17 protein-coding genes and 3 tRNA genes are annotated in these 24,482 nt (G+C 42.3%); 4 read left to right on the top strand and 16 right to left on the bottom strand.

The annotated features are described in order from the left end of the window. Positions 1-254: 254 nt before the first annotated feature. Together FM107_RS11005 and FM107_RS11010 are read right to left on the bottom strand one after the other, a co-directional pair. Positions 255-545 carry a hypothetical protein gene (locus FM107_RS11005; RefSeq protein ID WP_218778967.1) on the bottom strand — a complete coding sequence of 97 codons (291 nt, stop codon included), beginning with the start codon at positions 543-545 and terminating at the stop codon, positions 255-257. 66 nt (positions 546-611) lie between these two features. Further along, on the bottom strand, positions 612-1,670 hold the full coding sequence (locus tag FM107_RS11010; protein WP_086948573.1) for a PLP-dependent cysteine synthase family protein: 1,059 nt from the start codon (positions 1,668-1,670) through the stop codon (positions 612-614). 150 nt (positions 1,671-1,820) lie between these two features. On the opposite strand from FM107_RS11010, the gene FM107_RS11015 reads away from it, so the two are divergent. The 3 genes from FM107_RS11015 to FM107_RS11030 all read left to right on the top strand — a co-directional run bounded on the left by FM107_RS11015 (position 1,821) and on the right by FM107_RS11030 (position 4,712). Next, positions 1,821-2,279, top strand: a complete 459-nt coding sequence (locus tag FM107_RS11015) for an Lrp/AsnC family transcriptional regulator (protein WP_086948646.1) — start codon at positions 1,821-1,823, stop codon at positions 2,277-2,279. A gap of 542 nt (positions 2,280-2,821) precedes the next feature. After that, positions 2,822-3,577, top strand: a complete 756-nt coding sequence (locus tag FM107_RS11025) for a DUF6577 family protein (RefSeq protein ID WP_086948574.1) — start codon at positions 2,822-2,824, stop codon at positions 3,575-3,577. Continuing rightward, positions 3,570-4,712, top strand: coding sequence for a nucleotidyl transferase AbiEii/AbiGii toxin family protein (locus FM107_RS11030; protein ID WP_086948575.1), 1,143 nt, complete (start codon positions 3,570-3,572; stop codon positions 4,710-4,712). Before FM107_RS11025 ends, FM107_RS11030 begins: the two co-directional genes overlap by 8 nt. 252 nt (positions 4,713-4,964) lie before the next feature. Here the strand turns inward: FM107_RS11030 and FM107_RS11035 are convergent, their stop codons facing one another. Beyond that, positions 4,965-5,144: a hypothetical protein gene (locus FM107_RS11035; RefSeq protein WP_143559479.1), complete on the bottom strand. Its 180-nt coding sequence runs from the start codon at positions 5,142-5,144 to the stop codon at positions 4,965-4,967. Between the two features lie 70 nt (positions 5,145-5,214). On the opposite strand from FM107_RS11035, the gene FM107_RS11040 reads away from it, so the two are divergent. Further along, positions 5,215-5,883 carry a transposase gene (locus FM107_RS11040; RefSeq protein ID WP_256959479.1) on the top strand — a complete coding sequence of 223 codons (669 nt, stop codon included), beginning with the start codon at positions 5,215-5,217 and terminating at the stop codon, positions 5,881-5,883. 123 nt (positions 5,884-6,006) lie between these two features. Here FM107_RS11040 and FM107_RS11045 read toward each other — a convergent pair. The 13 genes from FM107_RS11045 to FM107_RS11105 all read right to left on the bottom strand — a co-directional run bounded on the left by FM107_RS11045 (position 6,007) and on the right by FM107_RS11105 (position 24,482). Next, positions 6,007-6,084: transfer RNA gene (locus FM107_RS11045), tRNA-Val, on the bottom strand. Positions 6,085-6,179: 95 nt separating this feature from the next. Next, a tRNA-Val gene (locus FM107_RS11050) sits at positions 6,180-6,257 on the bottom strand. Positions 6,258-6,377: 120 nt separating this feature from the next. Continuing rightward, on the bottom strand, positions 6,378-8,378 hold the full coding sequence (locus tag FM107_RS11055) for a putative porin (RefSeq protein ID WP_086948578.1): 2,001 nt from the start codon (positions 8,376-8,378) through the stop codon (positions 6,378-6,380). Positions 8,379-8,432: 54 nt separating this feature from the next. After that, positions 8,433-9,245, bottom strand: coding sequence for a purine-nucleoside phosphorylase (locus tag FM107_RS11060; RefSeq protein ID WP_086948579.1), 813 nt, complete (start codon positions 9,243-9,245; stop codon positions 8,433-8,435). A 313-nt stretch (positions 9,246-9,558) separates the two neighbouring features. Then, positions 9,559-9,633: transfer RNA gene (locus tag FM107_RS11065), tRNA-Val, on the bottom strand. A gap of 81 nt (positions 9,634-9,714) precedes the next feature. Then, positions 9,715-11,205: a sodium:solute symporter gene (locus FM107_RS11070; RefSeq protein WP_086948580.1), complete on the bottom strand. Its 1,491-nt coding sequence runs from the start codon at positions 11,203-11,205 to the stop codon at positions 9,715-9,717. A 49-nt stretch (positions 11,206-11,254) separates the two neighbouring features. Continuing rightward, positions 11,255-12,067, bottom strand: coding sequence for an N-acetylmuramic acid 6-phosphate etherase (gene murQ / locus FM107_RS11075; protein ID WP_086948647.1), 813 nt, complete (start codon positions 12,065-12,067; stop codon positions 11,255-11,257). Positions 12,068-12,139: 72 nt separating this feature from the next. Beyond that, complete coding sequence (locus FM107_RS11080; protein WP_086948581.1) at positions 12,140-14,614, bottom strand: glycoside hydrolase family 9 protein; 2,475 nt, start codon at positions 14,612-14,614, stop codon at positions 12,140-12,142. Continuing rightward, complete coding sequence (locus FM107_RS11085) at positions 14,607-16,472, bottom strand: PQQ-binding-like beta-propeller repeat protein (protein WP_086948582.1); 1,866 nt, start codon at positions 16,470-16,472, stop codon at positions 14,607-14,609. Before FM107_RS11085 ends, FM107_RS11080 begins: the two co-directional genes overlap by 8 nt. Before the next feature lie 97 nt (positions 16,473-16,569). Then, the gene (locus FM107_RS11090; protein WP_086948583.1) at positions 16,570-17,436 is read right to left on the bottom strand and encodes a hypothetical protein; all 867 of its coding nucleotides are present in this window, start codon (positions 17,434-17,436) and stop codon (positions 16,570-16,572) included. 33 nt (positions 17,437-17,469) lie between these two features. Then, positions 17,470-19,329, bottom strand: a complete 1,860-nt coding sequence (locus tag FM107_RS11095; protein ID WP_086948584.1) for a SusD/RagB family nutrient-binding outer membrane lipoprotein — start codon at positions 19,327-19,329, stop codon at positions 17,470-17,472. Between the two features lie 14 nt (positions 19,330-19,343). Continuing rightward, positions 19,344-22,493, bottom strand: coding sequence for a SusC/RagA family TonB-linked outer membrane protein (locus FM107_RS11100; RefSeq protein ID WP_086948585.1), 3,150 nt, complete (start codon positions 22,491-22,493; stop codon positions 19,344-19,346). A 249-nt stretch (positions 22,494-22,742) separates the two neighbouring features. Next, positions 22,743-24,482, bottom strand: a complete 1,740-nt coding sequence (locus tag FM107_RS11105) for a RagB/SusD family nutrient uptake outer membrane protein (RefSeq protein WP_086948586.1) — start codon at positions 24,480-24,482, stop codon at positions 22,743-22,745.

The raw sequence follows: 24,482 nt of genomic DNA on the forward strand, positions 1-24,482 counted from the left end.
TACATGAACTGTGTTAAATTCCAAATTAATTTGGAATTTAACACAGTTCATGTACTAAAACATATTAGTCATTGTTATCGCAAAATTATTCCCTCTCAAAAAAGATCAAGCAATACGGAATTTTTATATTTATCGTATTGATTTACAAGGCAATGAAAGGAAGTGCAGTAAGCACCATTACTAAATCGTTACCGATAGAGTCTTCCATTCTTGTAAACAACTCTTTATTAGCCACTTTTGGCTATGTTAACTTTTTATGTAAAAAAGCTTACCGTCAGGGGGACCATCGGAAAGATGCAGGGCATGATAAAGGCTGCAAAGCCGCCTAGGATGCCTGCGATGAATATTCCCCAAAGAGAGGCTTTCTCTTGCGATTCTACTGGCATAGCAGCTGGCGCGTCATCCCCTGCGCTATTTTGCGACGTAAGGTCTTGTGCCGCTCCATCGGTGAATTCAAGATCCTCGGGAATTTCTATTAAGGTGTCATCACCTGGATAAAACAGCACATCGGACGCTGAGTATAACGTATCCGCCTGCTGCGCCAAAGGACCGAACGGTACTAACAGAAGAGCACAAAAAAGAACATTAATAGCGATTTTCATAGGTCAATTTTAATTAAATGAAGTGGCTAAACGGCTAATCGGTGTAAAACCTTGAAACTCGATTTCAGGCGATAAAAACCCTTCTTTAGCGGGTTCCTCACGCACCAGATCGGTGCTTAAATACTTCTTATTATCGTCACACAGTAGCGTCACGACCACTGCATCTTTGCCCAACTGTGCCTTGCGCTTGATTGCACCAATTACGTTGGCTCCCGAGGAAATCCCAACGGCTAGCCCCAACTGTTCGGCCAGTTTCTGGGCCATCAAAATCGAGTCCCCGTCAGCAGCCTGTATCACCCGATCCAACTGTTCCAATTGCACAATAGCCGGAATAAATTCGTCCGAAATACCCTGAATACGATGTGTACCAATTTTATGCCCGGTGGTCAGCGTAGGACTTTCGGCAGGTTCAAGGGGATGAATGCATACCGATGGGTTAATACTCTTCAAATAACGTCCAACGCCCATCACCGTTCCTCCGGTCCCAACGCCCGCAACAAAAGCGTCCGGAGTCTTGCCAACATTCCATAGTTGTTCTGCAATTTCACGCCCCGTAGTTAGCTCATGTGCTTCTATATTATATTGGTTTTCAAATTGGCACGGAAGGAATACGCCCCCCTGCGAGGCGAGCTGCTCACTCAGCCGGATACTACCCAAAAAGCCGCCATCCTCTTTACTGATCAGTTCTATTTTTGCGCCCAAGCTTTTAATAATGTCGATTCGCTCCTTACTCAACCAATTGGGCATTATAATTTTGACTTGGTGCCCTAATGCCCTTCCTATTGCAGAAAATGCGATTCCCGTGTTCCCGCTCGTCGCTTCGATGATGGTATCGGTGGGACGAATAGCGCAATCCATATAAGCTTTATACAAAATATACAAAGCCATACGATCTTTAACACTACCGGTCAAATTATAATTTTCACATTTTACATAAATCGACGAAGCCTCCCCATTATATGTATATTGAAGTTCCAACATCGGTGTATTCCCTACTAAACACCATAAATGCTTAAATTTATTATCCAGTGCTGGGGAGAGGCACCGATCTGTCATTCCTGCAATCATATTAAAATAATTATTACACAAAAGTTGGGTAAAACAATACAGTATTCAATAGTTTACATAAAAAACAATAAATTATACTGAAATTAGTATATTTACGATAAAATATTCATTTAAGAAACAATGTATGAAACGGATACAAGAAAACTTACTATGGAGCTAGACGAAGTAGACCTAAAATTATTACGCTTACTGCAAAAGGACGCTTCATTAAGCAATAAAGAACTATCCTATTCGATTAATAAATCGATTGCCGCTGTGCATGAACGCGTAAAAAAGCTTAAAGCAAATGGATACATCAAACGAACGGTTGCTATATTGGATCGTAAAAAAGTGGGTATGGACCTCATCTCATTTTCACAAGTATTCCTAAAGGCACATACCGCTGAGGTCTTAAACGAATTTGAGCACGAAGTTGCAAAATTTCCTGAAGTAATGGAATGCTATCAAATGGCAGGGTCATACGATTTCATGCTACGAATTGCAACAGCAGATATGGAAGGCTATCACATCTTTCTGCGCTATAAATTAGCTGTGCTACCGCAGGTAAATACTGTGCAAACTTATTTCGTACTCTCGGAGACTAAAAATGAAACAGCTTATCCGATCTAAAGAAACAGGTTGTCCAAAAAAAAGAAAACCCTGTAGAAGAAATCTATAGGGTTTTTTCGTTTGTGGAGGCTACAGGATTCGAACCTGTGACCCTCTGCTTGTAAGGCAGATGCTCACGCTCCGAAATATGTTTATTTTCAGGGATTTATCTCAACTTTGTTTTTCTCTGCAACCTATTTACAACCTTTTGGAGGTTACAAACACAAAGTCAAAAAACGCAATCCGCCGTTTGCATTGTCCTGATGCTGGGTGGGATTGTAACCCAAATATAGCGACTAGTTTTAACTGTTCTAACAGCATTGCCCAATTATTTTGAACAGAAGAAGGATCCAAATAGCTGGATTAAGAATGGCAGGAAGCTGCAAATTTGGCTCAAAAAAGCGATATCAAATTCTATATAGATTGAAAGGGAAGCGATGGGGTCTTTTAGCAAAAAAACTCTAAAACCATATAAATGTCTTTTGTTTGAAATCAAACAAAAGACACTGAAGATAATTTGGTGTCCTTTGTTTGAATGAGTATGTTTGCTAAATAATTAAGAAATGACAACAGAATTCATAACAAAGGAACTAAGAAAGGAATTTGGGGTACAGGGGATGTTTTCCCGGGAAGACCTCTTTGAATTCTATCTTAGATTTGATAGGGAATTGAAAGAAACAACTTTCCGGTGGCGCATTTTTGATTTAAAAGAAAAGAAGGTCATAACCCCTTTATCAAAGGAATTATTTTCTCTTACCTATAAACCTGTATTTAAGCCGAAGACTGAGACAAGGGATAGCAGAATAAGCACCAAGCTGTCCAAAGGGTTTCCTATCCTAAAGCAATGCATCTGGTCAACGAGAGTCCTCAATGAATTTATGTTACATCAGCCTGGAAAATTTATTACAATTTTGGAGGTTGAAAAAGATGCGCTGGAACCGGTGTTTCATTACCTGCAAGATATCAATACACCTGATGTATACCTATCTCCGACCGAAAAGGAACTGGAACGGTATGTTTATGAGGCGGATTCCGCTCTTGTCTTGCAATCATTGGTATCAAAAGCTCCTATCAAGACATTGAAAAACCAGACTGTTCCCACTATCGAGAAAATATTGGTAGACATTTTCGCCGATAAAAAACTGTTTAGCACGTTTCAAGGGAACGAGCTGGCCAATATCATAAACAACGCTTATGACAGGTATCAAATTGACTTTACCAGACTTTTCAGTTATGCCAGGCGGAGAAAGAAAGAAAATGATCTTATAAAATACCTTTCACAACAAACGGGCATCCCACAAACTATCCTGAATGATTGACCCAAAATCCCTATCAGCTGATTGGCTGGCGGAAAAAAGAAAGAAATACAGCAAAGATCCAGGCATCATGGAAAACATGATCTATGCTTTGCATTTACTGGAGCAATTAAAGCTCACCGGACTTGACTTCATTTTTAAGGGCGGAACGAGTTTGGTTTTGATCATGGAGCAACCCCAACGCTTTTCGGTTGATATAGATGTCATTGTGAATCCTGACATGACAAAAGAGAGCCTGGAGAACTTTTTGTCAAAAATCGTAGCCACAAGCAATTTTACGGGCATGCGACTTGATGCGAGAAGAAGTTACAGAGACGGAGTGCCAAAAGCGCACTATGCATTTTCCTTTCGGTCCAATGTCTCTACAAGGAACAGGGAGGGCAAAATTGAGGAACGGCCTGAAAAAGAAATTTCCCTTGACGTCCTGTTCGCCGAGAACCATTATCCGGTTTTAGTGAAAAGAAATGTACAAGCAGAATGGCTATTGACGACTGGGGAAGTAGTGTCTGTAAAAACCCCGGATATAAATTCAATAGCCGGGGACAAGCTCACCGCATTCGCCCCCAATACAACCGGCGTGCCTTACCACCGGGAACGCGTCAACGATAAAGGAGAAATCATTCGATCGGAAATGTATATGGAGATCATGAAGCAGGCTTTTGACGTTGGCTGTCTATTCGATCTTATTGATGATCTGCAAACATTTAAACAGTCGTACGAGGCCACAGCCATCGGTGAAATTAAATACAGGCCTGAAAGAAAAATAGACTCGGTTGAAATTGTCCTAAAAGACACCATAGCTACGGCACTGCTGGTCGCAAGGAACAACGCCCAACTAAACGACGAAGACAAAATGGTATATTCCTATTTCAGCAAGGGCATCCAACAATTTGGACATTATGTCTATACCACGAATTTCCGCATTGAGCAAGCCCAGATTGCGGTTGCGAAATCAGCTTATTTGGCAGCAATAATCCTTTCAAGAGCAGAATCATATGAAAAGTTTGATGTGACCGTGCCTTTAAGGGACTATATGATAGACCATCCTGAATACAATTTTCTCAATAAGCAGCTGAAATTCGTATCAAAAGGGGAAGCATTATTTTACTGGAATAGAACGATCAGGCTTTTATATTAATTCTCTCAAATGGACTATTCAAACAAAAGACACCAACATCTATTTAGTGTCTTTTGTTTGAATTCGTATATTTGCTGAACAATTAAGGAATGACAACAGAACTCATAACAAAGGAGCAAATCCACGCTTAATTTGTTTCCATTATGCAGCATAATATAATGCATTTTAGAAACAAAATGAAATTTTAAGATTTAGACTCTAGTACTATAGATGACTCCAAGAGTGTCGGAATCAAAAGCGAAATAATCTTCTTTATTCAAGGCTTAACGGGTTAAATAAATTTGTATCTAGGTCCCCAGCTATAACTGAATAAGGGTAATGCCCTTTATCTAAATTTTGGCCGACGATCACTATCTCCTTGATTTCTTCGGTTTTGCTACGAAGAACAATCTCGTTCATGATATCATCTCTCGTGTCCTTGGTTATTCCCATATAGGGATAGCCTACCAACACATACTTCCCGCTTTTTAGCCCGTATGTAAGCGCACAGATACGCAGTCGGATCCGTAAAAAGGTGAAAGAGGTCACTCTGGATCTGGCACCCACGATGGAAAGGATTGCCCGTCGCGCATTTCCCCATGCCAAGTTAGTGTCCGATCGTTTTCATGTCCAGCAGCTGGCCGGGAATGCTGTTCAGCAGCTTCGTATTGAATACAGATGGGAAGCAATCGAACAAGAAAACAAAGAGATAGAACTGGCTAAAGAAACCGGGAATACCTATCTCCCCCGGATATTGGAGAATGGTGATACGATGAAACAGTTGCTGGCTAGAAGCAGGCACCTGCTGTTCAAACAGGATACCAATTGGACGCCAAGTCAGCGGCAGCGGGCCGAAATACTCTTTCAATACTATCCTGTATTGGAAGAAGCATACAGGTTGAGCCGAAAACTATCCCACATCTTCCGTAATACCAAAGAAAAGGGTGTAGGCTTTACCCGGTTAGCCCAATGGCACAATGATGTCGAAAGATCAGGTCTGAAGACATTCGGTACGGTCTCAAGAACCATCCAAAATCATTACCAGACCATATTAAACTACTTTGATAACAGGCATACCAATGCTTCAGCGGAATCTTTCAATGCCAAGATAAAGGGATTAAGGGCACAGTTCAGGGGGGGGGTAAGGAACGTGGAATTCTTTATGTTCAGGCTATCTAAAATATACGCATAAATTTATAGCCCCCCAACTTTTTTGCTTGATCCGCTTGATCCCAACGAATTTGGAAAAGCCGTCGGCCGAAATTTCGACCTAACGGAAAAAGCCGCTTTCCTGCAAGAAAAGCGGCTTTTTGAGTGGTGGGAGATACTGGGTTCGAACCAGTGACCCCCTGCTTGTAAGGCAGGTGCTCTGAACCAGCTGAGCTAATCTCCCTATTATTTTCCCATACCTAGAGCGACTTTTTGTCAGCTGTGGCTCTGCTTGTAAGGCAGATGCTCTGAACCAACTGAGCTAAGCCTCCTCTTATGTGGTGGAGAATACTGGATTCGAACCAGTGACCCTCTGCTTGTAAGGCAGATGCTCTGAACCAGCTGAGCTAATTCTCCAGGACTTCCGCTTATTGCGTGTGCAAATATAGAGGTAAAATCCGATTTGCAAAAGTATTTTTTAACTTTTTTACTCCTCCGATAGCAAGCAGCTCGCTACCAACAAAATAATCTTCAGGTTTAATCGTAAAACTTCCAAGAAACGCCAAATCTAAAATTTGCATCGTTCATCGGATAACGCCTAACGGTGTAGTATCCCTTGGGGTATACAAATTGATTTACGAAATTATAGGAAACAAATAAATTCACTCGGTCGATATTTCCTGTAAACCAAATGTCGCCAATTGGATAGGTTGAATACTTGATTCCCGCATTATCGTTATAGAATTGTCCGACGTTTATGGCGTAAGATGGTGTAGTGAATGGCGTGTTGAAACGCACATCTAGACCAAGTCTAAAATCCATCACATTGTATAGAATATTGGCATAATATAAGCTATGCCAGGTATACAGTTCAGGAACAGCCAAAATATCTGCCGCATCGGTCTTATGGTACACCACTAAGTTGTCCAAATGAAATCTACCCACGCGAAAATTCTGTCCAACGGATACCTTTAGCAAATTCATCTTTCCAGACTGTGCGGGTGTAATTTGCCGAAACAGCAACTCATCATTATCTGGATTATCCACTTCACGGAAATACATATATTTATCCATCAGAAAATATTCCACTTTACCATTAAAGCCGATCTTCTTATTGGAATAACCAAAGGATAGATTCTGAATTTTTATTTTCTCCCACGATTCATTCCATTGATGATAGGTATAATTCATCCGTTCATAGGCCATCTCCGGCGATTTGTTTTGCGAGTACGCCCCCAATGTAATTTTTCCGGCGCGCTCACTTATATTGATGTCCGCATTCGCCTCGTACAAAAAGTCGCCTGCATTACGACCTACGACAATCTGATTAACGCTTGCCTGAATATCAACTTTATCACTGAACTGATAGCCGAGCGTTCCTTTGACCATGCTATTCTGATAAAATTCGTTCGACAAGCTATCTCCATACCAAATCAAATCGTTCTGAAATCCTAAATTCAGCTTCGCTTGATTTTTGAAAACGCCTGTACCTCGCAGGTAAAAACTATAGGAAAAATCGTTGGTGATGGTGGTAATACTCGTGGTATCGTCAACGAGTATCGCATCACCATATGGAAATGCGCCGTCTGCATCCGGTTCATTTTTAAAAAACATATACTTTCGCTGACGAAAAGACGTATTATGGGCAACTGCATTTGTGGGTCGTATCTCCATTTCCGGCGTACCCGCGTTGAGCGTATCGAGCCTGCCTAAGAAATAAGATTGACGCAAAAACATACCATTATCGCTCCATTTGGTGTTCGGCCGATTCGCATTTTGTCCGCTCAACCGTACAAGATACCCCAGATTCGAAGTGTTTGAGGTATCCTTAAAAACATCACCTCCATAGACATTTTCATCCACTATGGAACCATTTTCTGCCCCACTCAAGCTATTGAAAGTACCATTGACCAGTAGGTTATAACGGTGATTCTTCGATTCATACCAACTAAAAACGGCTGCTTTACGGTCGTTATAATCCTGGTTGCTATAAAATCCGTCTGTGTTTGTTGCATAATAATCGACACCCACGTTCCACTGCGGATTGATATTCTGGGCTACTCGAGCTCGAAAAACCTGATCGTCGAAGAAAAAACCTACCGCATACAACTCGGAATACCGCGCACGTGCGCGAAAATATTGTATAGAGTCTGGATCAATAACATACCGCTCCATAGCGTGAAATCCGGACTGAAATCCGATGGACTTATCCGATTTAAATAATAAGTTTCGGGAAGCAAGACCATAGGCCCCTAAATTTATCGTTGGATCCCATGGGAGATTTTGTTTGTTGTAATACTGAAAATTGACATGTGTGGTGTCAATTTGTATCGTCCGTGTAGACTGCTTAAGCATTTCTAAGGTCGTGTAACGTACATACTGTGCGTTAAATATAACCGAGTCCTTCTTATTATCTTCTAACGCTCGTGCGGAATCAAGCGCACTGCTAAATTCTTCTTCTACCTGGGCAAAAACATAGGTTCCACTCAACGAAAAAATAAGAAATAGAAATAATAACCGTTTTATGTACCGATCCATCAAAGCCGCTTTGTTCAAATATTCTTTGCCAAAAATAAGGCTAAAATTTGCATTTTACTGTACCGCTATTAATTCTTTTAGAATCTTTGTCATTTTAGGCTCTGCACTTGCGGCAACTTCCACAATATCTTTCAAGGAAACCTGCTTTAAATCTGGATGAAATCCTTCGTCGGTAATGACCGATATCGCAAAGACTGGTAGATTCATATGGTTTGCGACAATAACCTCCGGAACAGTACTCATTCCAACAATGTCACCCCCAATTATTCGCATATACCGGTACTCCGCACGGGTCTCTAAATTGGGGCCTGCCGTGGATACGTATACAACTTTATGAACCCGGTAGTCCAAGCGATGCGCAATATCGAGCGCCTGATCAACCAAATCCCTGCTATACGGCTCACTCATATCAGGAAACCTCGGACCCAAATCAGCATCATTCGGTCCACGCAACGGATTGTCGGGAAGCAAATTAATATGATCATCGATAATACCAATATCCCCTTTCAAAATGCTTGGATTCAAAGAACCTGAAGCATTAGACACGAAAAGCTTTTTAATTCCCAGCGCTTTCATTACTACGACAGGAAAAGTAATCTCATCCATCGTATACCCTTCATAATAATGAAGTCGTCCCTGCATCGCGACAACCTTACGACCACTTAAGGTCCCAAAGATGAGTTTCCCGCTGTGGAATTCGACTGTTGAAATAGGGAAGTTTGGTATATTGGAATACATCAGGCTTGACGTGATTTCGATTTCGTCGACTAATTTGCCGAGTCCCGTGCCGAGAATAATTCCAAATTCCGGCACAAAGTCTTCAATCTTGCGACGTATCGCCGTTACTGCATCTTCTAAAACGCCCATATAGATTTATCTGTTCTACCAAACTTAAGTTATTTTTTTTTCAAGAACAAATCCACGCCGGTTACCCAGGCAATAAAAACACCATAATTCCGATTAGGAATCGTGTACTTATTAAACACCAAGAAACAAGAGCGAGGTGTTCGGCGAAAACACTCTCTCCCCAAAGCCCTACTAACAGCGCGACACCACTGCTTTAAAGATTCAAACGCATCTTAAAATGATGTTAAACCATGGCCACAATCAGAAAAACAGAACAGAAGCAGACCCCGAAATAAAGAAAGGGCCGTATCAAAAAAATGATACGGCCCTTAAGTGGGAAATACTGGGTTCGAACCAGTGACCCCTACCTTGTCGAGGTAGTGCTCTAAACCAGCTGAGCTAATTTCCCCTTTGATGGTTTTTTATTTAACGATACAAAGATACATGTATTTCTAACTTATCAAAGCCAGAATGGTTGGAAAACTTATTTCTATAACTTTAATTTTTCATCTGAAGTTAATTTCCCCTTAGCCGTGATCAAAAGGAAAAGAAAGGTTGTTAAAGCATTATACACGATAAGTTCAAAACCTATACGGTAAGAAGTGTGCGGTGTTATCAAGTATGTGTCCAAAAGAAACCAAATTGCTGGCGATAGTACACAGAAATAGGGCACCAAATTATCATTCACTTTGTAATCGGTGAGTATCCCGAAGGCAAATAATCCCAAAAGAGGACCATAGGTATATCCGGCAGCAGTGAAAATGGCGGTAACCACAGAATCATCGTTCAATAATCGAAAAACAAGAATCACAAGCAACATAATCACACTGAATCCAAAATGAACGAAATTACGCTGGCGTACCAGCTTCATGTCATTTGGATTTTCTTTTTTATTGAAATCAAGAAAATCGACACAAAATGATGTCGTCAAAGCGGTCAGCGCCGAATCAGTCGTGGCAAAGGTCGCCGCGGTCAGCCCCATCATAAAAACGATGCCAGCAGCCATCGAAAGATGGTTTAATGCAATATCAGGATACAAATAATCCGGTGTTTGAAGTTGCGAAATATCAATTCCTTTCTCCCCCACGTATATATACAATAGGGCACCAACAGCAAGAAAAAACAAATTAATGATTACAAACACGCCGGTAAAGGTTAACATATTCTTCTGCGCTTCACCAATTGTTTTCATACTGAGATTCTTTTGCATCAAATCTTGATCTAGCCCGGTCATCGCAATAGTTGTAAATGCACCACCTATCACATGCTTCCAGAAATGACTTTTATCTCCGAGTAGATTTTCCCAAACGATAATTTGTGAATAAGTGCTATCCTTCACACGCTCAAAGGCCTCCAAAACACTAATTCCAAGACCATCGGCCATGAAATAGATGGAGAGCAGTACCGCGAACAATAGACAGGCCGTCTGTAAAGTGTCTGTGATAATAATTGTTTTAAGTCCACCTTTGTTGGTATAAAGCCAAATCAACAATAGGCAGCCCGCAACAGTGATCCCGAATGGCACGTCCCATGTATCAAAAATAAATTTTTGCAGAATAATTGCAACCAGATACAATCGAAACGCCGACCCCACGGTTCGTGAAACAAGAAAGATCATCGATCCCGTCTTATAACTTTTATACCCCATCCGCTCCTCAAGGTAGGTGTAAATCGAGGTGAGGTTCATCCGGTAGTAAAGAGGCAATAATACGTAGGCGATGACAAGAAACCCTAAACCATTGCCTAATACAAACTGAAAATAATTGAAATTTGACGTACCAACAGCACCCGGAACAGATATGAAAGTTACACCTGAAAGCGCTGTTCCAATCATACCAAAGGCAACCATATACCATTTGGAATTCCGGTTGGCAACAAAAAATGTCGAATTATCAGACGTGTTACGAGCCGTGAAATGTGAAATGGCAAGCAGCATACCAAAGTATACAAAAAGAAAAGACAATAAAATTAATGGAGACATCTCTATTTATTCAAGGATTTATAACTTCTTTTTAGCATCAATCAAGCATTTACTTTGATATCCCACTGTTTTCTATTGCCTTACGCACATTGCCATATTGGTCCAATAATTTTGATGCTGTATCTTCGTCTAAGCCCGTCTCGTCCATCACCATACGCACACCTCGCGCAACAAGCTTTATATTCGAGAGTTGCATATCGACCATTTTATTCCCTTTCACTCTTCCCAATTGGATCATAACCGAAGTACTCAACATATTGAGCGCAAGCTTTTGGGCGGTACCCGATTTCAGGCGTGTTGAGCCGGTTACAAATTCTGGTCCTACAACCACTTCAACTGGATATTGTGCTGCCTCTGCGATCGGTGAGTTGCTATTACAAACAATACATCCTGTTGCAAGTCCCGCACTATTTGCTTCGTTGAGCCCGCCAATAACGTAAGGTGTTGTTCCCGAGGCAGCAATTCCCACAACGACATCATCTTTATTAATTCCAAACTCCTGAAGATCCTTCCACGCTTGCTCCATATTATCTTCAGCGAACTCGACTGCTTTTCGAATAGCGGTATCGCCACCGGCAATTAGTCCAATCACCCAGTCAAAGGGAACACCAAATGTCGGAGGACATTCCGAGGCATCAAGAATACCTAAGCGTCCGCTTGTCCCCGCCCCGATATAGAACAATCTCCCGCCGAGCTTCATTTTTTCTACGGTAATTTTCACCAATGCCTCAAGCTGCGGTATTGCCTTTTCCACAGCAAGTGGTACTGTTTTATCCTCACTATTCATGTTCGTTAACAATTCATTAACAGACATTTTATCTAAGTCTTGATAATTCGACTCTTTTTCCGTTACTCTTACCATATTAAAATAAAAATCTTCAATCATACAAATATGCAAATTTTCCCACAAAACACGCACAAAACCGCAAAAACTTTATTGAGCTAAAAGTTGATCGATACGGACGAATTCGTATTTCTTAGCACTCAGGTTATCAATAAGCGTTTCAAGTTTATTATAAAATTTATCTTGGCGGCGGCTGTCAACCCCCAAATGTATTAAAATAATATTTCCCTGTAAACCGAAATTCTCTTCTATTTTATACAATCCTGTTAATAATTCGTCGGAACTACGATATCTATCCCCCATTTCTGGATAGGTATAGTCTGCAGGAGTACGTAATCCCGGCGTATAGTTAACTGTCTGAACGCCAATTTCGCCCGACCATCTTACGATATCTTGGTTGTACCACTCATACGAGGGCAAATAGTAGTGGGCTGACTCTTTGGTTATTCCGAAGCGCTTAAGCATCTGGTAATTATTCTCTAAATCTCGCTTAAAATCCTCCCTTCCAATGATCGTACTATCGCGATCGTCCCATGAAGCATACAACAAGTGCTTATCCGAGTGCGGACCTAGATAATGCCGCTTAGCAATTGATTTAATAAATTTTTTGTTCGCATCATCACGCAAAAAGTCCCCTGTCAAAAAAAAGCTGGCTGGTACGCCTTTCTCACAAAGTGTTTTGGCAATATGGTTTCTTCCATCCGTTAAATCGTGTGCTGTAAAGACCAGACATACCTGCTTTTTATCTACCGCGCCACGTACGACTGCTCCATATTGGTCTTTTTTTGACTTCGCCGGAACTTCTTGTGAGGCAAGTAAATAGATTAATGAAGCCGTTCCATCCATGGTCGGCTCATTGCTGCTGTAATCGCCGTAGTCATCGTGATATACCGCTAGCTCACTCTGAAAATTGGCGTATTCATCCTGCTGATTGAGTTTAATACCGATCAAATTATTGAAAATCGACGTATATACTGGTCCATCGACTAAACCGCCATCAATAGGAAAGTCATTTAAATGTGTAAATGCAGAATGTGGATCTTCCGGCGTATCGCCATCAAATGGTAAACCGTAAACCATGCTCGTTCCCCATGGATTCACACCGAACAACCAGTCGATATTCGCCTGCATCAATTCCGTATAATGCTTATCGCCACTTAACTCTTGATACCACAAGCATTGCATAGCAAAAGACACCGTTAGGTTGTTACTACACCAGATAAACGGAACACCGCGATAAAAAGCATTTTCTTGTGCGCGGTCCCAAACCTGCTCGATTCCTTGCTTATAATACCCGATTAGTTCCTCGCGCTCTTTGCCTCGCAACTGTTCTGCGAGCTCATAATGCCCTAAATTGATAAAAGGATAATACTGGTAATGGTTTGCTGTATCGCGGATCATCCACGGAGTAACGGGCTCTTCGCGTGCATATTTTAATCCACCAGTTTTATACTGCGGGTCTGCTGTGCGCCGATACATCGTTGCATAAGCGAGCTCCATATCATCCTTCCAGTTGTCTTCGGCATAAATATAAGGGGATTTCACCGATACCGTTTGCGTCACACCCAACCTTTTATGGGCATACCGAAAGGCGGATTCTGCCTTATCAATTAACAGTGTACTAAAACTAGGCGTTACCTCCTGCAGAAGCGAAGCTCCCAAATTATAAGCACTCACAAATTTCGCCGCTGTGGAGCTCGTACCTGTCGTGTTGTTCATAAATTTCCCCCGCTGCTGCGGTTTTCCATCAATAAAATAGACTGGCCGCTCAAACCCGCGACCATAGAAAGGATCTTCACCCGGCATACGCATCGTCGCATGATCCCGATCATCGGCGATCTGATTGAACATCACATCTTCGGATGGGTGCATCTTAACCAACCAATCTAATCCCCACTTAGCCTCATCAAGCACATCCTTTATGCCGTTACTACCGGAAAGGCCATTGGCCTGTTTATAATCACTAAACGCATCCGGAAAATCTCTGTAAGCGGCTAACAAATGGTACGTTGCATTTGCCGAAGTTGTCGCGTATTGCAAATAGTCGGATGCATCGTGCCATCCACCTCCCACGTCCACGCGCGTACTATCTTTAATACCTGCTGCCTGTCCATACATTGTAAAACCATCATGCGTATGGCAACTGTCTTTTAAATACGGATTGAACAGCGTGCGTTGCTGCCTCATGTACCGCAGCGTAAAATCTGCAGCCCCGTTATATACGTTATCGCCAATTCTGATCTCCCCCGAGACTGTTCCATCAGTCTCAATAGTGTAACGGCCTGGTGTTTCGAAATCAGAAAAATCCAATCGATACGATTGTACAAATGGGCCGTAGCTTCCAAATGGCCTGGAGACCTTCCCCCTATAAACCACTTTATGGGTTACTAAGTCTCGAATAGAAAACTGCTTTAACTTTTTATCCTTTTTTGCTACCCAAACAGCAACCTTTGTTCCGCCACTTTTATAGCCAATTTGATTTACGCGGATCCAACTATCTTGTGCAAGGCAAAATGAACTTAATAAAATACAAAAACTAAAAACTATGATTTTATACCTATTCATCAATTTCTAGCTTGAATTTCGAAATCACCCCGTCCATCGTCGAGACAACGATTTCTCTTCTATTTAAAACAGTAATTGGATTTACCATCGCGTTAGAAAGTTTATACTGCCATAAAACCGCTCCATCTTTTGCTGAAAGCCCCGATACTAAACCCGAATGACTCGGAACCAGCACTTGCGAGCCACAAGTTGTAATTTCAGAAGGTGTAAGCTCATAAGGAAGCTGAAGTGCTGATTTCCAATCAACCGTCATTTGATCGGCTGAAGCGGATACACCCAGCACGTTTCCATCCATAGTTTTCACATACACATCCTTCCCGTCAACCGATAATCCCATCGATTCTCGCACGCGTATATCATCTTTTTTCTCGCGCCAAATAACTTCTCCCGTACCTGCATCCAGACAGGTCATATAGCGGTCTGGAGCAACAATAAAGACGCGATTGCCCGTTGCAACCGGATAGCATGCCGCCGCAGAAAACATTCTGTTTTTTTGTCCGTTGTCCCAAGACCAGGAAAGTTCGCCACTTTTTTTATTTAATGCATAAAATCCATTTTCCCAAGACCCAAACATCACAAGGTTATCATAAACGGTGGGTTTTGTCGAAACGTAACCCGCAACCTGATCAAACTGCCATTTCACTTTTCCTGTGCGCACTTCAATTGCACGAAAAACACCATCCGAACTTCCTATAAATGCAATACCGCCATCAATTACGGGGCTTCCCAATACCGCTTTCCCAGTTTTGAGTTTCCATTTCAATTCCCCCGTTTTCGCATTCAGCCCATAGATATAACTATCCGAAGAGCCCACAACAGCAACATTTTTCCACACAGCAGGGGTCGAGTAAACTTTACCCTTTGATTTGAAATTCCAAGCCTTTTCACCAGTATTACCTTGAAGGGCGTACACATCACCTGCAGTGTTTCCTGTAATAATCAAGTCTTTATAAAGTGCAAACCCCGCACCAAGATCCGCTTCATCTTGAAAGGTCCAAACCGCACTTATTTTATCGGTATACTTCGAATTCACCGAATAGTCCGGCCGTTTATAGTTCTTCTTCTCAACGCCAAAATGATGATTAGCTAAGGGGATTTGCGTCCAAACTGCCTCCGTTTCGGATAAAGGACGACGAACTTGATAATGGGCGGTATCATTTGCAATCGTCACAATATTATACCCACCGATAGAATCTTTTGCCCTTAGATTAGAGCGGCTCATCACCCCTGGAATACCGTCCCAATCATAAACACTATTATTATGTCCGTGTCCACACATTGCCAATTGTACGTTACGCGTTTTCAAACGGTCGATGACTTGATCCCAATTATTAAGCGATGAATCCTGTGGATAGTGATTAATGTAAATTAAAGGTGTTCCTTTATCTGGATTCGCCGCAAAAACAGAATCCATCCAGACCAGGTTTTCTCGAGGTACCTGACCAGGACTCATCCGCATATTTGGTCCCGAGGTCGTCCCCATAAACATGTAACCCTTATGACGAAAGAAAAAGGTCTCACTTCCGAAGACCTTTCTAAACGTATTTGCACCACTTTCCGACCAATTACTATCGTGATTCCCGGGAATAACATATAAAGGCAAATGAAGGCTATCCAAGATACCTTTAGCTAAAGCGAGTTCTTCATCCGACCCGAATTCAGTAACATCGCCTGAAAGGATAACAAAATCAATATCTTGTTGGTTATTCAAATCTTGAACAGTACGCCTAAGGTCGTCTGCACCGGTCGCCCCACCGACATGTGTGTCTGTCACTTGTGCGAACGTAAACTCTTGCTGTGCAAAACAGACATCATCAAATAAAAAAAGGAAGGAAAAAAATAAAGTTAAACGTATCATACTGCTATTAAGTAAACAAATAATACAAGAGGCCAAGCTCATTGACCTCTTGCGTTTATGTATTGAATTTTTACACGCCTAAATTACCTTTTTATTTTTAATATGCTGTTGCTTGACGAACGGCCGCACCCGGTGATCCTTGACGAAAACCGGCGAGCATATGATGATACACCCGGCCAATGGAAGCATTCCAAAAATCATTATAATCAATCATGTTACCACTGGTATTTCGAATTACTAGGCTACCCTCATCAGAACCATTAGCACCCACCATACGAATACGGTAATCGATACGCGCAGTTCCTGATGAAATTTCAACCGTTTTATTTACTGTTACGGGCTCCCAGCCTGTTCCTTCACCAAAAGAAACCGGATTACCGAGATTAGCCCATTCACTTTTCTCACCGGTTTCGTTATTAACTGTATATTGAAACTGATATTGCAGCTTCAAACTTGTCGGCACACCACTTGTTTCATATAGAAAGTTATAAAACCTTACCCAAGCGGTAGTACCCGTATTTTCCGTTGTCACTTTGGGATAAGGTTCCTGGTTCGACAGAATTACAGGAGGTTTTTCAAAGTCGTGGACAACGACATTATGCTTGCCCGCTGGTAAATCAAAATTTTGATCATACGTCTGCAGCAAATCGGTGATAACCCCTTTATACATCTTAAGGTTAACTTGACTAGGCGTGGTAGCAAAAAATCGTCCTACTGCACCACTGGGCACAAAGTTAAACACCGATATCGGCGCCGTTTCGTTACTTAACAGCTTGTCATTTAACTCAACTCGATTAATGGTATTGCTTGCTCCCGATACGACGGGAACCATATAAAACAACTGAAATTCTGCAGTCGTTGCTTCGTCAATTGGTGTGGCCTTATATTCCACTACATGCTTTTCACACGATACCCCTATAAAGGAGCAAATCAGGAAAAGCAATATTTTATTTAATTTTTTCATAATAATCCACTTTTATGATTAATAAATGATCCGTTATTGCGGCATATCGCCAGGATAAGCAAACCACGGTATCGAAGTATGGTAATTATCCGCTGTTCCCGCAATAGGTACTAAAGTCTCGAGTGATTTTAAGTTCCACATATATTCTGAGTTATAGCGCGGGCGTATTCGATAAGCAGGAGAACCTTCGTTCTTCACGTTATAGGAACCTTTTCGCCCCTGAACCTGTGCTGGGTTTAAATAAAACCCTTTATAAACCTTATTTGGGTCTGTGTCAACTTTCTGATCAATTAACGCTTGTACCCAGCCATTTCCGTTTGATGGATAATCCCCCGAATAGGCAATATCAAAATGATACTTACGCAAGTCCACCCACGCTTCTGGTGCTCCCCAAGGGTAAAGCGCAACCCATTTTTGCATCATGATATTTGATAAGCTAAAATCAACTAAATTTCCTACGAACGGACCATTTAAGTATTCGGCTGCAAGACTACTAAACACGTCTTTGGTTATCTTATCACCACCCGTCGGGCTCCCTTCTTTTCCTGGGTATATGTACCGAGCCGATGTCTCCATATCAGCCGCAACGGCATCTTTGAAAGCTTGGAACGCGAGCGCTTTCTGCCCCATCTTCCAATACGTCTCGGCAAGACAAAATTGAATTTCTGAATACGTTGTTAAAATATAGGGTGCATCATCCCGGTAAATCCAACGTCCAATACCGTCGTGCTCTGTCCCAGAAATCGTGGAGGATACGTTCCGCCCGTAAAACGATGGCGCTGTACCGATAGGACCTGAGGCTCCCGTAAAACTACTTCCGTAATATTTATAGGCCTTTACGCTATCGCGATCGTCGATATCTAAATAATTCTTATTGCTCGTCGTTCCAAGCTTAACGGCAACACGGGGGTCGTAGTGCCCGATTTCATCCAACAAAGTGTCCGTAATGATTTGCTTGTCCGCTAGCTTGTATGGATAATAGGGGTTCCCATCAAATGGAATCTTGTCTCCGCTTGCAGGATCATATTCGGGAACCGTCCCAGTCATCACTTGAACAGCCCAATCATGCTGGAAATAATTATATGAGAGATTGGAACGAGCAGTACCCCAGAAGTTATTATACCCCGAATAAGGTGCAGACTGAGAACCTCCATTTATACTCAAGGTGGCATCATCGGCTGGACTTTGAAATGATCTCCCTGCGGCATCAATCAGCTCCTGTGCATATGCGGACGTGAAATCCGTTTTATTAGACAAGGAAGCCAAATTTCGTACGATTACCGCATAGGCAAATTTAATCCACTTGTCCTTATCTCCTTGGTAAATAAAATCATTGTCACTTATTTTGTTTCCGTAGGTATGATCATCGGGGCGCTCTAATAATTCAATGGCGGTACGCGCCCATTCCCTGACTTGCGGATAAATATCTTTTTGATAATCGTAATTATGCGATAGTAATTCGGGAACAAAAGCATCCTTCATCGGAATTTCGCCGTGGATCTTCGTCATCAGATCCCAACTGAAAGCTTTCATCGCATAGCCAATGCCGGCGAGCGTCCAGTCCTCGGCTTCGATCGATTGATTGATCATGTTCTCTAAATTCATCCCTTGGTTCCAGTACACCATTCGCCAAACCTCTCCTCCCGCATCACTTCCTTCGATATAAAAATTACCAGCAAAACTTGTGTAGGATGAGGTTCCCATCATCTGCGCCATCGGTGCTATTGCGCGTATGTCAAAATATATACCGTTGTATTGTTGCGTAATATTTGCTAAATAAAGATAGCCGTCCACTTCGGCTGGTGCATCAATATTTTTATTTACGTCTAAATATTTCTCACAAGCTGTCAGCAGGAGAAATAATGGAATTATATATATCAAAATTCTTTTCATGGCTTACTATATCTTTAGTTCAATGTTAAACTTAACCCAACTGAAAATCCGCGCGGATTTGGAAGTGACCAAACGTCGTAACCTTCGCCTCCGGTTCCACCGGCCGCCGCCGAGACGGTATTACCAACCGCATCAATTCCGGAATAATTTGTCCAAGTAAATAGATCATTTCCTACCACATAAACATCCATTCCGGAAATCACTTTTGAGCGATTGAGCAAGGCCTTCGGTAGTCGGTAAGAAAACCGCAATTCTTGCAGACGTACATAGTTTACGTCCTTTTCCAACCAATCCTCATCAAACCCAGTAAAAATTGTAGCTCCATATATGCGGTAATCGACCGCCACATTATTTTTAGTAGGGTTATCGCTGTTCTCATTACCGTCACGCAGCACACCGTCAAACACAAAAGGGCCACTTTCGCGCATATCGACAGATTCCAGGCTCGTACCATTCTGCATCATTGTGCGTTTGGTTCCATTAACGACCGTTGCACCAAAACGTCCGGCAAATAATGCTGATAATCGCATATTTTTGTAACTAAGCGCTGTCGTCGCACCAAAACGAAGTTTTGGCTCTCTGTCACCAATGACAGACCACTGCGAGCTTACAATTGGAAGTCCTGTTGTAGGGCTTATAAGAATTTCTCCCGCCTCGTTACGTTCGTATGCTAATCCTGTTAGGGTCGTAATTGGATGGTCTACCATGATACCGTTACGAATATTACCCGAATTCCAGGTGTAAGCATTGTAGTATTCGGTCACATTTTCGGGGAGGTATTCCACATTTGACATTCCGCGCGAAGCATTTACACCCACATTCCACGTTAAGCCATTTGCTTTTTTTATGATATCCCCATCGATATAAGCTTCCCAGCCTTTGGTTTTAAATGCACCAACGTTCATATTATTTAGCACAAACCCCGTTGCATAGCTCAAGCGAAAGCCCTTGACGATTTGATCGTCATTTTTTGTCGTGAAATAACTGAAACTTGCATTCACCCGATCGTTAAACAAGCGCGCATCGAATCCAGCTTCATGAGCTGTGGTCATTTCAGGACGTAAATTCGGATTTGGCCCTGTGAATCCATATTTAAAGCCTCCACCGGATAACTCGGTTGGCTCGAGCTGCGGATCAATTTCCAAGGGACCCGCATCCTTACCGACCTGAGCAATTGAACCGCGAATCTTCAAATAATTGATAGCCGGTACCTCCTTCATAAATGGCAGATCCGAGAGGATAAATGAACCTTCAATAGCCGGATAAAAATAACGGTTATTATTTACCGGTAAGGTAGAAGACCAATCATTACGCCCTCTCAAGGTGATAAAAGCGATGTTATTATAACCAAATTCTAGTTGCCCAGAAATGGCCTGTATACGCCTCTTTGTGTTCCGTTGCGACGATGTTTGTGTCTCGGGGTCAGTATTATTTATCGACTGAAAGTCTGCAACAATAAAACCGTTACCATTTGATGCCGACCGCGTAACTCCGTTTTCCACTTGGTGATACCCGAGCTGACCCGAGAATGAAAATTTATCTTCAAAAAACTTATTATTATAACCAGCAATTAAATTTATCGTTGGATCCGAAAAATTTGACTGGACCAAATTATATTCGCCAATTCCAGCATTCCTATTGAAATAGTAAGGATGTCTGGACGTTTCATACGTCTGCATTCCCACATCCCACCCGACTTGGGCCCGAAAGAAAGCATTCTTGATAGGGGTGAAATTTAGCGCTACGTTACTTAAAACGCGATCGGATTTATCGTAAAACTTATTTTTGTAAAGGCCAAATAGTGGGTTTAGCAGATCCTCATCAATGTAATAATCAGGGATCTTCATGTGGCTTCCATCTTCGGCAAGGTAATTCGCCATGTTGTCAACCATAGGCCATAACATCGCCCTGTACAATGGCCCATCCGTACCCCTTAAAACTTTATCATTTCCGGTCTTGGTATATTGAAGTGATCCTTCAAACTTCAACCAGTCGGTCACCTGCGCCTGTCCCGCTAAACTTAAGTTCGTGCGCTCAAACCCGGTCGTTTTCACCACCCCGTCTTGATCGAGATATGAAAAACTTGCACGCATGGTCGCCTTTTCTGATCCCGCCTCTACCGACGCATTATGGCGTTGCGAAAACCCAGTTTGCAAAATTGAAGACACATTATCGTATTGCTGTATTCCCTGGGGGTACAATCCTCCGAACTTCGAGGTGTAATAATAATTGGTTGTCCCGAAATTACCGTTAGCATATTTTGTCTGCATGTCGGGATACCCATAAGGCTTTTCCCATTTAAAGAAATTGCTATAACTAACACGACCTTTGCCTGCACGTCCCTTTTTGGTTGTGATAATAATCGCTCCGTTGGAAGCGTCCGAACCGTAGAGTGCGGCAGCAGCTGCGCCTTTTAAAACTGTTAAGGATTCAATATCCTCGGGGTTAAAGTCGTTTCCGCGCGAAGCAAAGTCTAAGTTCCGCACAGAATAACTGTCGGATCCGCTCCCGGCCATTCCGCCCAAAGGGTCAAAGGTCGAGTTGTTCATTGGTACTCCGTCGACAACATAAAGCGGTTGGTTGTTCCCCGAGATAGACGTAATATTCCGCAGAACCACCGTCGTGGAAGCCCCCGGCGATCCGCTTGTCGAGGTCACATTCAAGCCTGGAACCCGGCCAGCGAGAGCCGAAATAAAAGATTCCCTCCCCGATTCGGAAATGGTCCCTCCGTCGATCTGCTGCACCGATGAACCGACAGCTCGGCTGGTACGTTTTAATCCAAATTCGGCAGTGACCAAAACTTCTTCTAAAGCACCCTCGGTAGCTTCTAATAAAACATTCACAACGGCGGAATTTACCGGTACTTGTTTAGCCTTGTAACCCACGCTCGTAAATTGCAGCGTGCTGCCCCGTGGCGCTCGAAGCGAAAATCGCCCATCGGCAGCCGTTTGTGTAGAGGTTGAGGCTCCAACAACGGTGACAGTTACCCCTTGAACAGGGCCATCAGCGTCGGAAACAACACCACGTACATTGTCTTGATTGGGTGAAACGCTCAACGAAAACGCTTCTTTAAAGAAAGCATCTCTTCCAGCAGCTTGTGCATACTCATGCTGCGTCGAAAATACCACCCCTAAAGCCCAAGAAAATAGTAAGGATTTTCTCATAATAAAGTTAGTAAATTTAGTTAGTAATGGCGTACTATTTCATAATTCAGCCTATTCGTTCTTTCGATGTAACCACCAAATAACGCTTAAACATGCACTAATATAGCCAACTATAATTTAAAAACAAATATTTATGAGTTTTTTCTAGGGTTTAATCTGAAAATAAAAAAAACACGCATAAATGCGTGTTTTTGTAATACTCCTCACAGATTGACTGTGTTTCCTAAAATATTGATCCTAGTTAGAAAACTACCATCCGGGGTTCTGCGCTAAATCAACTCCGTTTTGTTTATAAAGGGAGATTTGATCAAGTGGAATAGGATCTAAATAATATTTATCTAATACTGTTCTTTTATTAGTGTTAGATGGTATGATGTATCCCTCAGTAGCTCCATCAACATAGATTCCTTTCAAAGCGCTGTCATTATAATCCGCTTTCACGATATAAGCCCCTCTATTAATTGTTGGGTTTCGCTCCGTATCGGCATATTCAAGCTTCTTCCAACGGCGCAAATCGTCTAAACGGACGCCTTCAAACATCAATTCAGATCTACGTTCCCGTCTAATTTCCCAAATAAGACTTGAAACGGATTCATCGCGAGCCGGGTCATCGTACACTTGACCGTTAACGGCGGGATTGCCACCGATAACCTCCAATGCAGGTAGACCAACTCCATTACGCTTGCGCAGCAAGTTAATCGACTTATTAAGATCTTCCGTGGTTAGTGTCCCCAATTCCGCGGTTGCTTCGGCGTAATTCAGCAACACCTCACCGTAACGGATAATTGGTGCGTCGGTTATGTTCAATTGACTCGAACCGATCACCGCGTCCTTTAAACTTTCATTTAAGAATTTGTGCGAGGAGTAACCCGAAGAAGAGAAGTTCGACACAGTATTCATTAACCGAATTTTCGGAACAACTGTTTGTACCATTCGCCCATCTCTTGACGCTAATGCATCCGCGACGGTCTTATCTCCAGCATATTTCGTCGAAAGACCAGTAGGAAGGCCATCAGACAGTAAATAAGAGTCCACCGCATTCTTAGACATACCCGATTGCGGCTCTAGGTTATTATAGGACATTAAGCTGTGCTGTAGGATCCCTTCCACATATTCTTTAAACATGATAATCTCGGAATTTCCTTTTAACGACTCTGAGGTAAATAGCCCGCGATAATCTGCAGAAATACTGAAAGCACCGGCATCAATAATCTGCTCGGCTGCCCATTTTGACGCTTCTAAATACTCCTTTGCTTTCGCTTGATCGACATCGTGATACTTCATCCATGTCCCTTCAAACAAAAAGACGCGGGACATATATGCAAGCACGACGTACTTATTGACCGCCTGCTGATCGGGTCCGTCGATCGCGCGCACATGCTCAGCGGCAAATTTAAAATCTTCTAATACTTTATCCATCACCAATATTCTGGAGTCACGCGGCTTATACAGGTCAGGGTCATCCTCCAAAAGTACGTGATCGATATATGGCACATCGCCAAAAGCATTAACAAAGTTTGCATATTCTAACCCGCGGAAGAAACGCCCAACGCCCGACCAGTGGTTTTGCACTTCTTCATCGAGCTCGGATTTAGGCACACTCTCGATAAAGTGGTTCGCCTTACGAATGCGTGAATAATAAGACGTTGCCTTTGTAGGATGCTGAATTGCCGGCAACGCCGGAGACCAACCACCACCAGAAGTAGGAACATTAATGATAAACTCCGCCGGCGTTTGCGGCGCAAAATCATCGTTTAAAGCTTGTCCCGAAAAGTACTCACCCCAGCTATATCCTTGTCCATACCCTTTGAAGTACGAGTAATAAAAGCCATAAGTATAGGTACGTATATTGTTTTCAGACGCCCAAAAAGCGGGATCCGTGAGCTGATCTAGTGGATCCTTCGTCAAAAAGTCGTCTCCTAAGAAATCTTTAGAGCAAGATGATAGTGACAGCACACTTGCAATAGCTATATATTTAAATAGTTTCAT

It is taken from the genome of Sphingobacterium sp. JB170 (assembly GCF_900163865.1).
In the GTDB taxonomy this organism is placed as follows: Bacteria; Bacteroidota; Bacteroidia; order Sphingobacteriales; family Sphingobacteriaceae; genus Sphingobacterium.

Coding starts and splice junctions, on each gene's coding strand:
- FM107_RS11010 (WP_086948573.1), bottom strand. CDS start 1,670: ATGATTGCAGGAATGACAGATCGGTGCCTCTCCCCAGCACTGGATAAT.
- FM107_RS11015 (WP_086948646.1), top strand. CDS start 1,821: ATGGAGCTAGACGAAGTAGACCTAAAATTATTACGCTTACTGCAAAAG.
- FM107_RS11025 (WP_086948574.1), top strand. CDS start 2,822: ATGACAACAGAATTCATAACAAAGGAACTAAGAAAGGAATTTGGGGTA.
- FM107_RS11030 (WP_086948575.1), top strand. CDS start 3,570: ATGATTGACCCAAAATCCCTATCAGCTGATTGGCTGGCGGAAAAAAGA.
- FM107_RS11035 (WP_143559479.1), bottom strand. CDS start 5,144: ATGGGAATAACCAAGGACACGAGAGATGATATCATGAACGAGATTGTT.
- FM107_RS11055 (WP_086948578.1), bottom strand. CDS start 8,378: ATGGATCGGTACATAAAACGGTTATTATTTCTATTTCTTATTTTTTCG.
- FM107_RS11060 (WP_086948579.1), bottom strand. CDS start 9,245: ATGGGCGTTTTAGAAGATGCAGTAACGGCGATACGTCGCAAGATTGAA.
- FM107_RS11070 (WP_086948580.1), bottom strand. CDS start 11,205: ATGTCTCCATTAATTTTATTGTCTTTTCTTTTTGTATACTTTGGTATG.
- murQ (WP_086948647.1), bottom strand. CDS start 12,067: ATGGTAAGAGTAACGGAAAAAGAGTCGAATTATCAAGACTTAGATAAA.
- FM107_RS11080 (WP_086948581.1), bottom strand. CDS start 14,614: ATGAATAGGTATAAAATCATAGTTTTTAGTTTTTGTATTTTATTAAGT.
- FM107_RS11085 (WP_086948582.1), bottom strand. CDS start 16,472: ATGATACGTTTAACTTTATTTTTTTCCTTCCTTTTTTTATTTGATGAT.
- FM107_RS11090 (WP_086948583.1), bottom strand. CDS start 17,436: ATGAAAAAATTAAATAAAATATTGCTTTTCCTGATTTGCTCCTTTATA.
- FM107_RS11095 (WP_086948584.1), bottom strand. CDS start 19,329: ATGAAAAGAATTTTGATATATATAATTCCATTATTTCTCCTGCTGACA.
- FM107_RS11100 (WP_086948585.1), bottom strand. CDS start 22,493: ATGAGAAAATCCTTACTATTTTCTTGGGCTTTAGGGGTGGTATTTTCG.
- FM107_RS11105 (WP_086948586.1), bottom strand. CDS start 24,482: ATGAAACTATTTAAATATATAGCTATTGCAAGTGTGCTGTCACTATCA.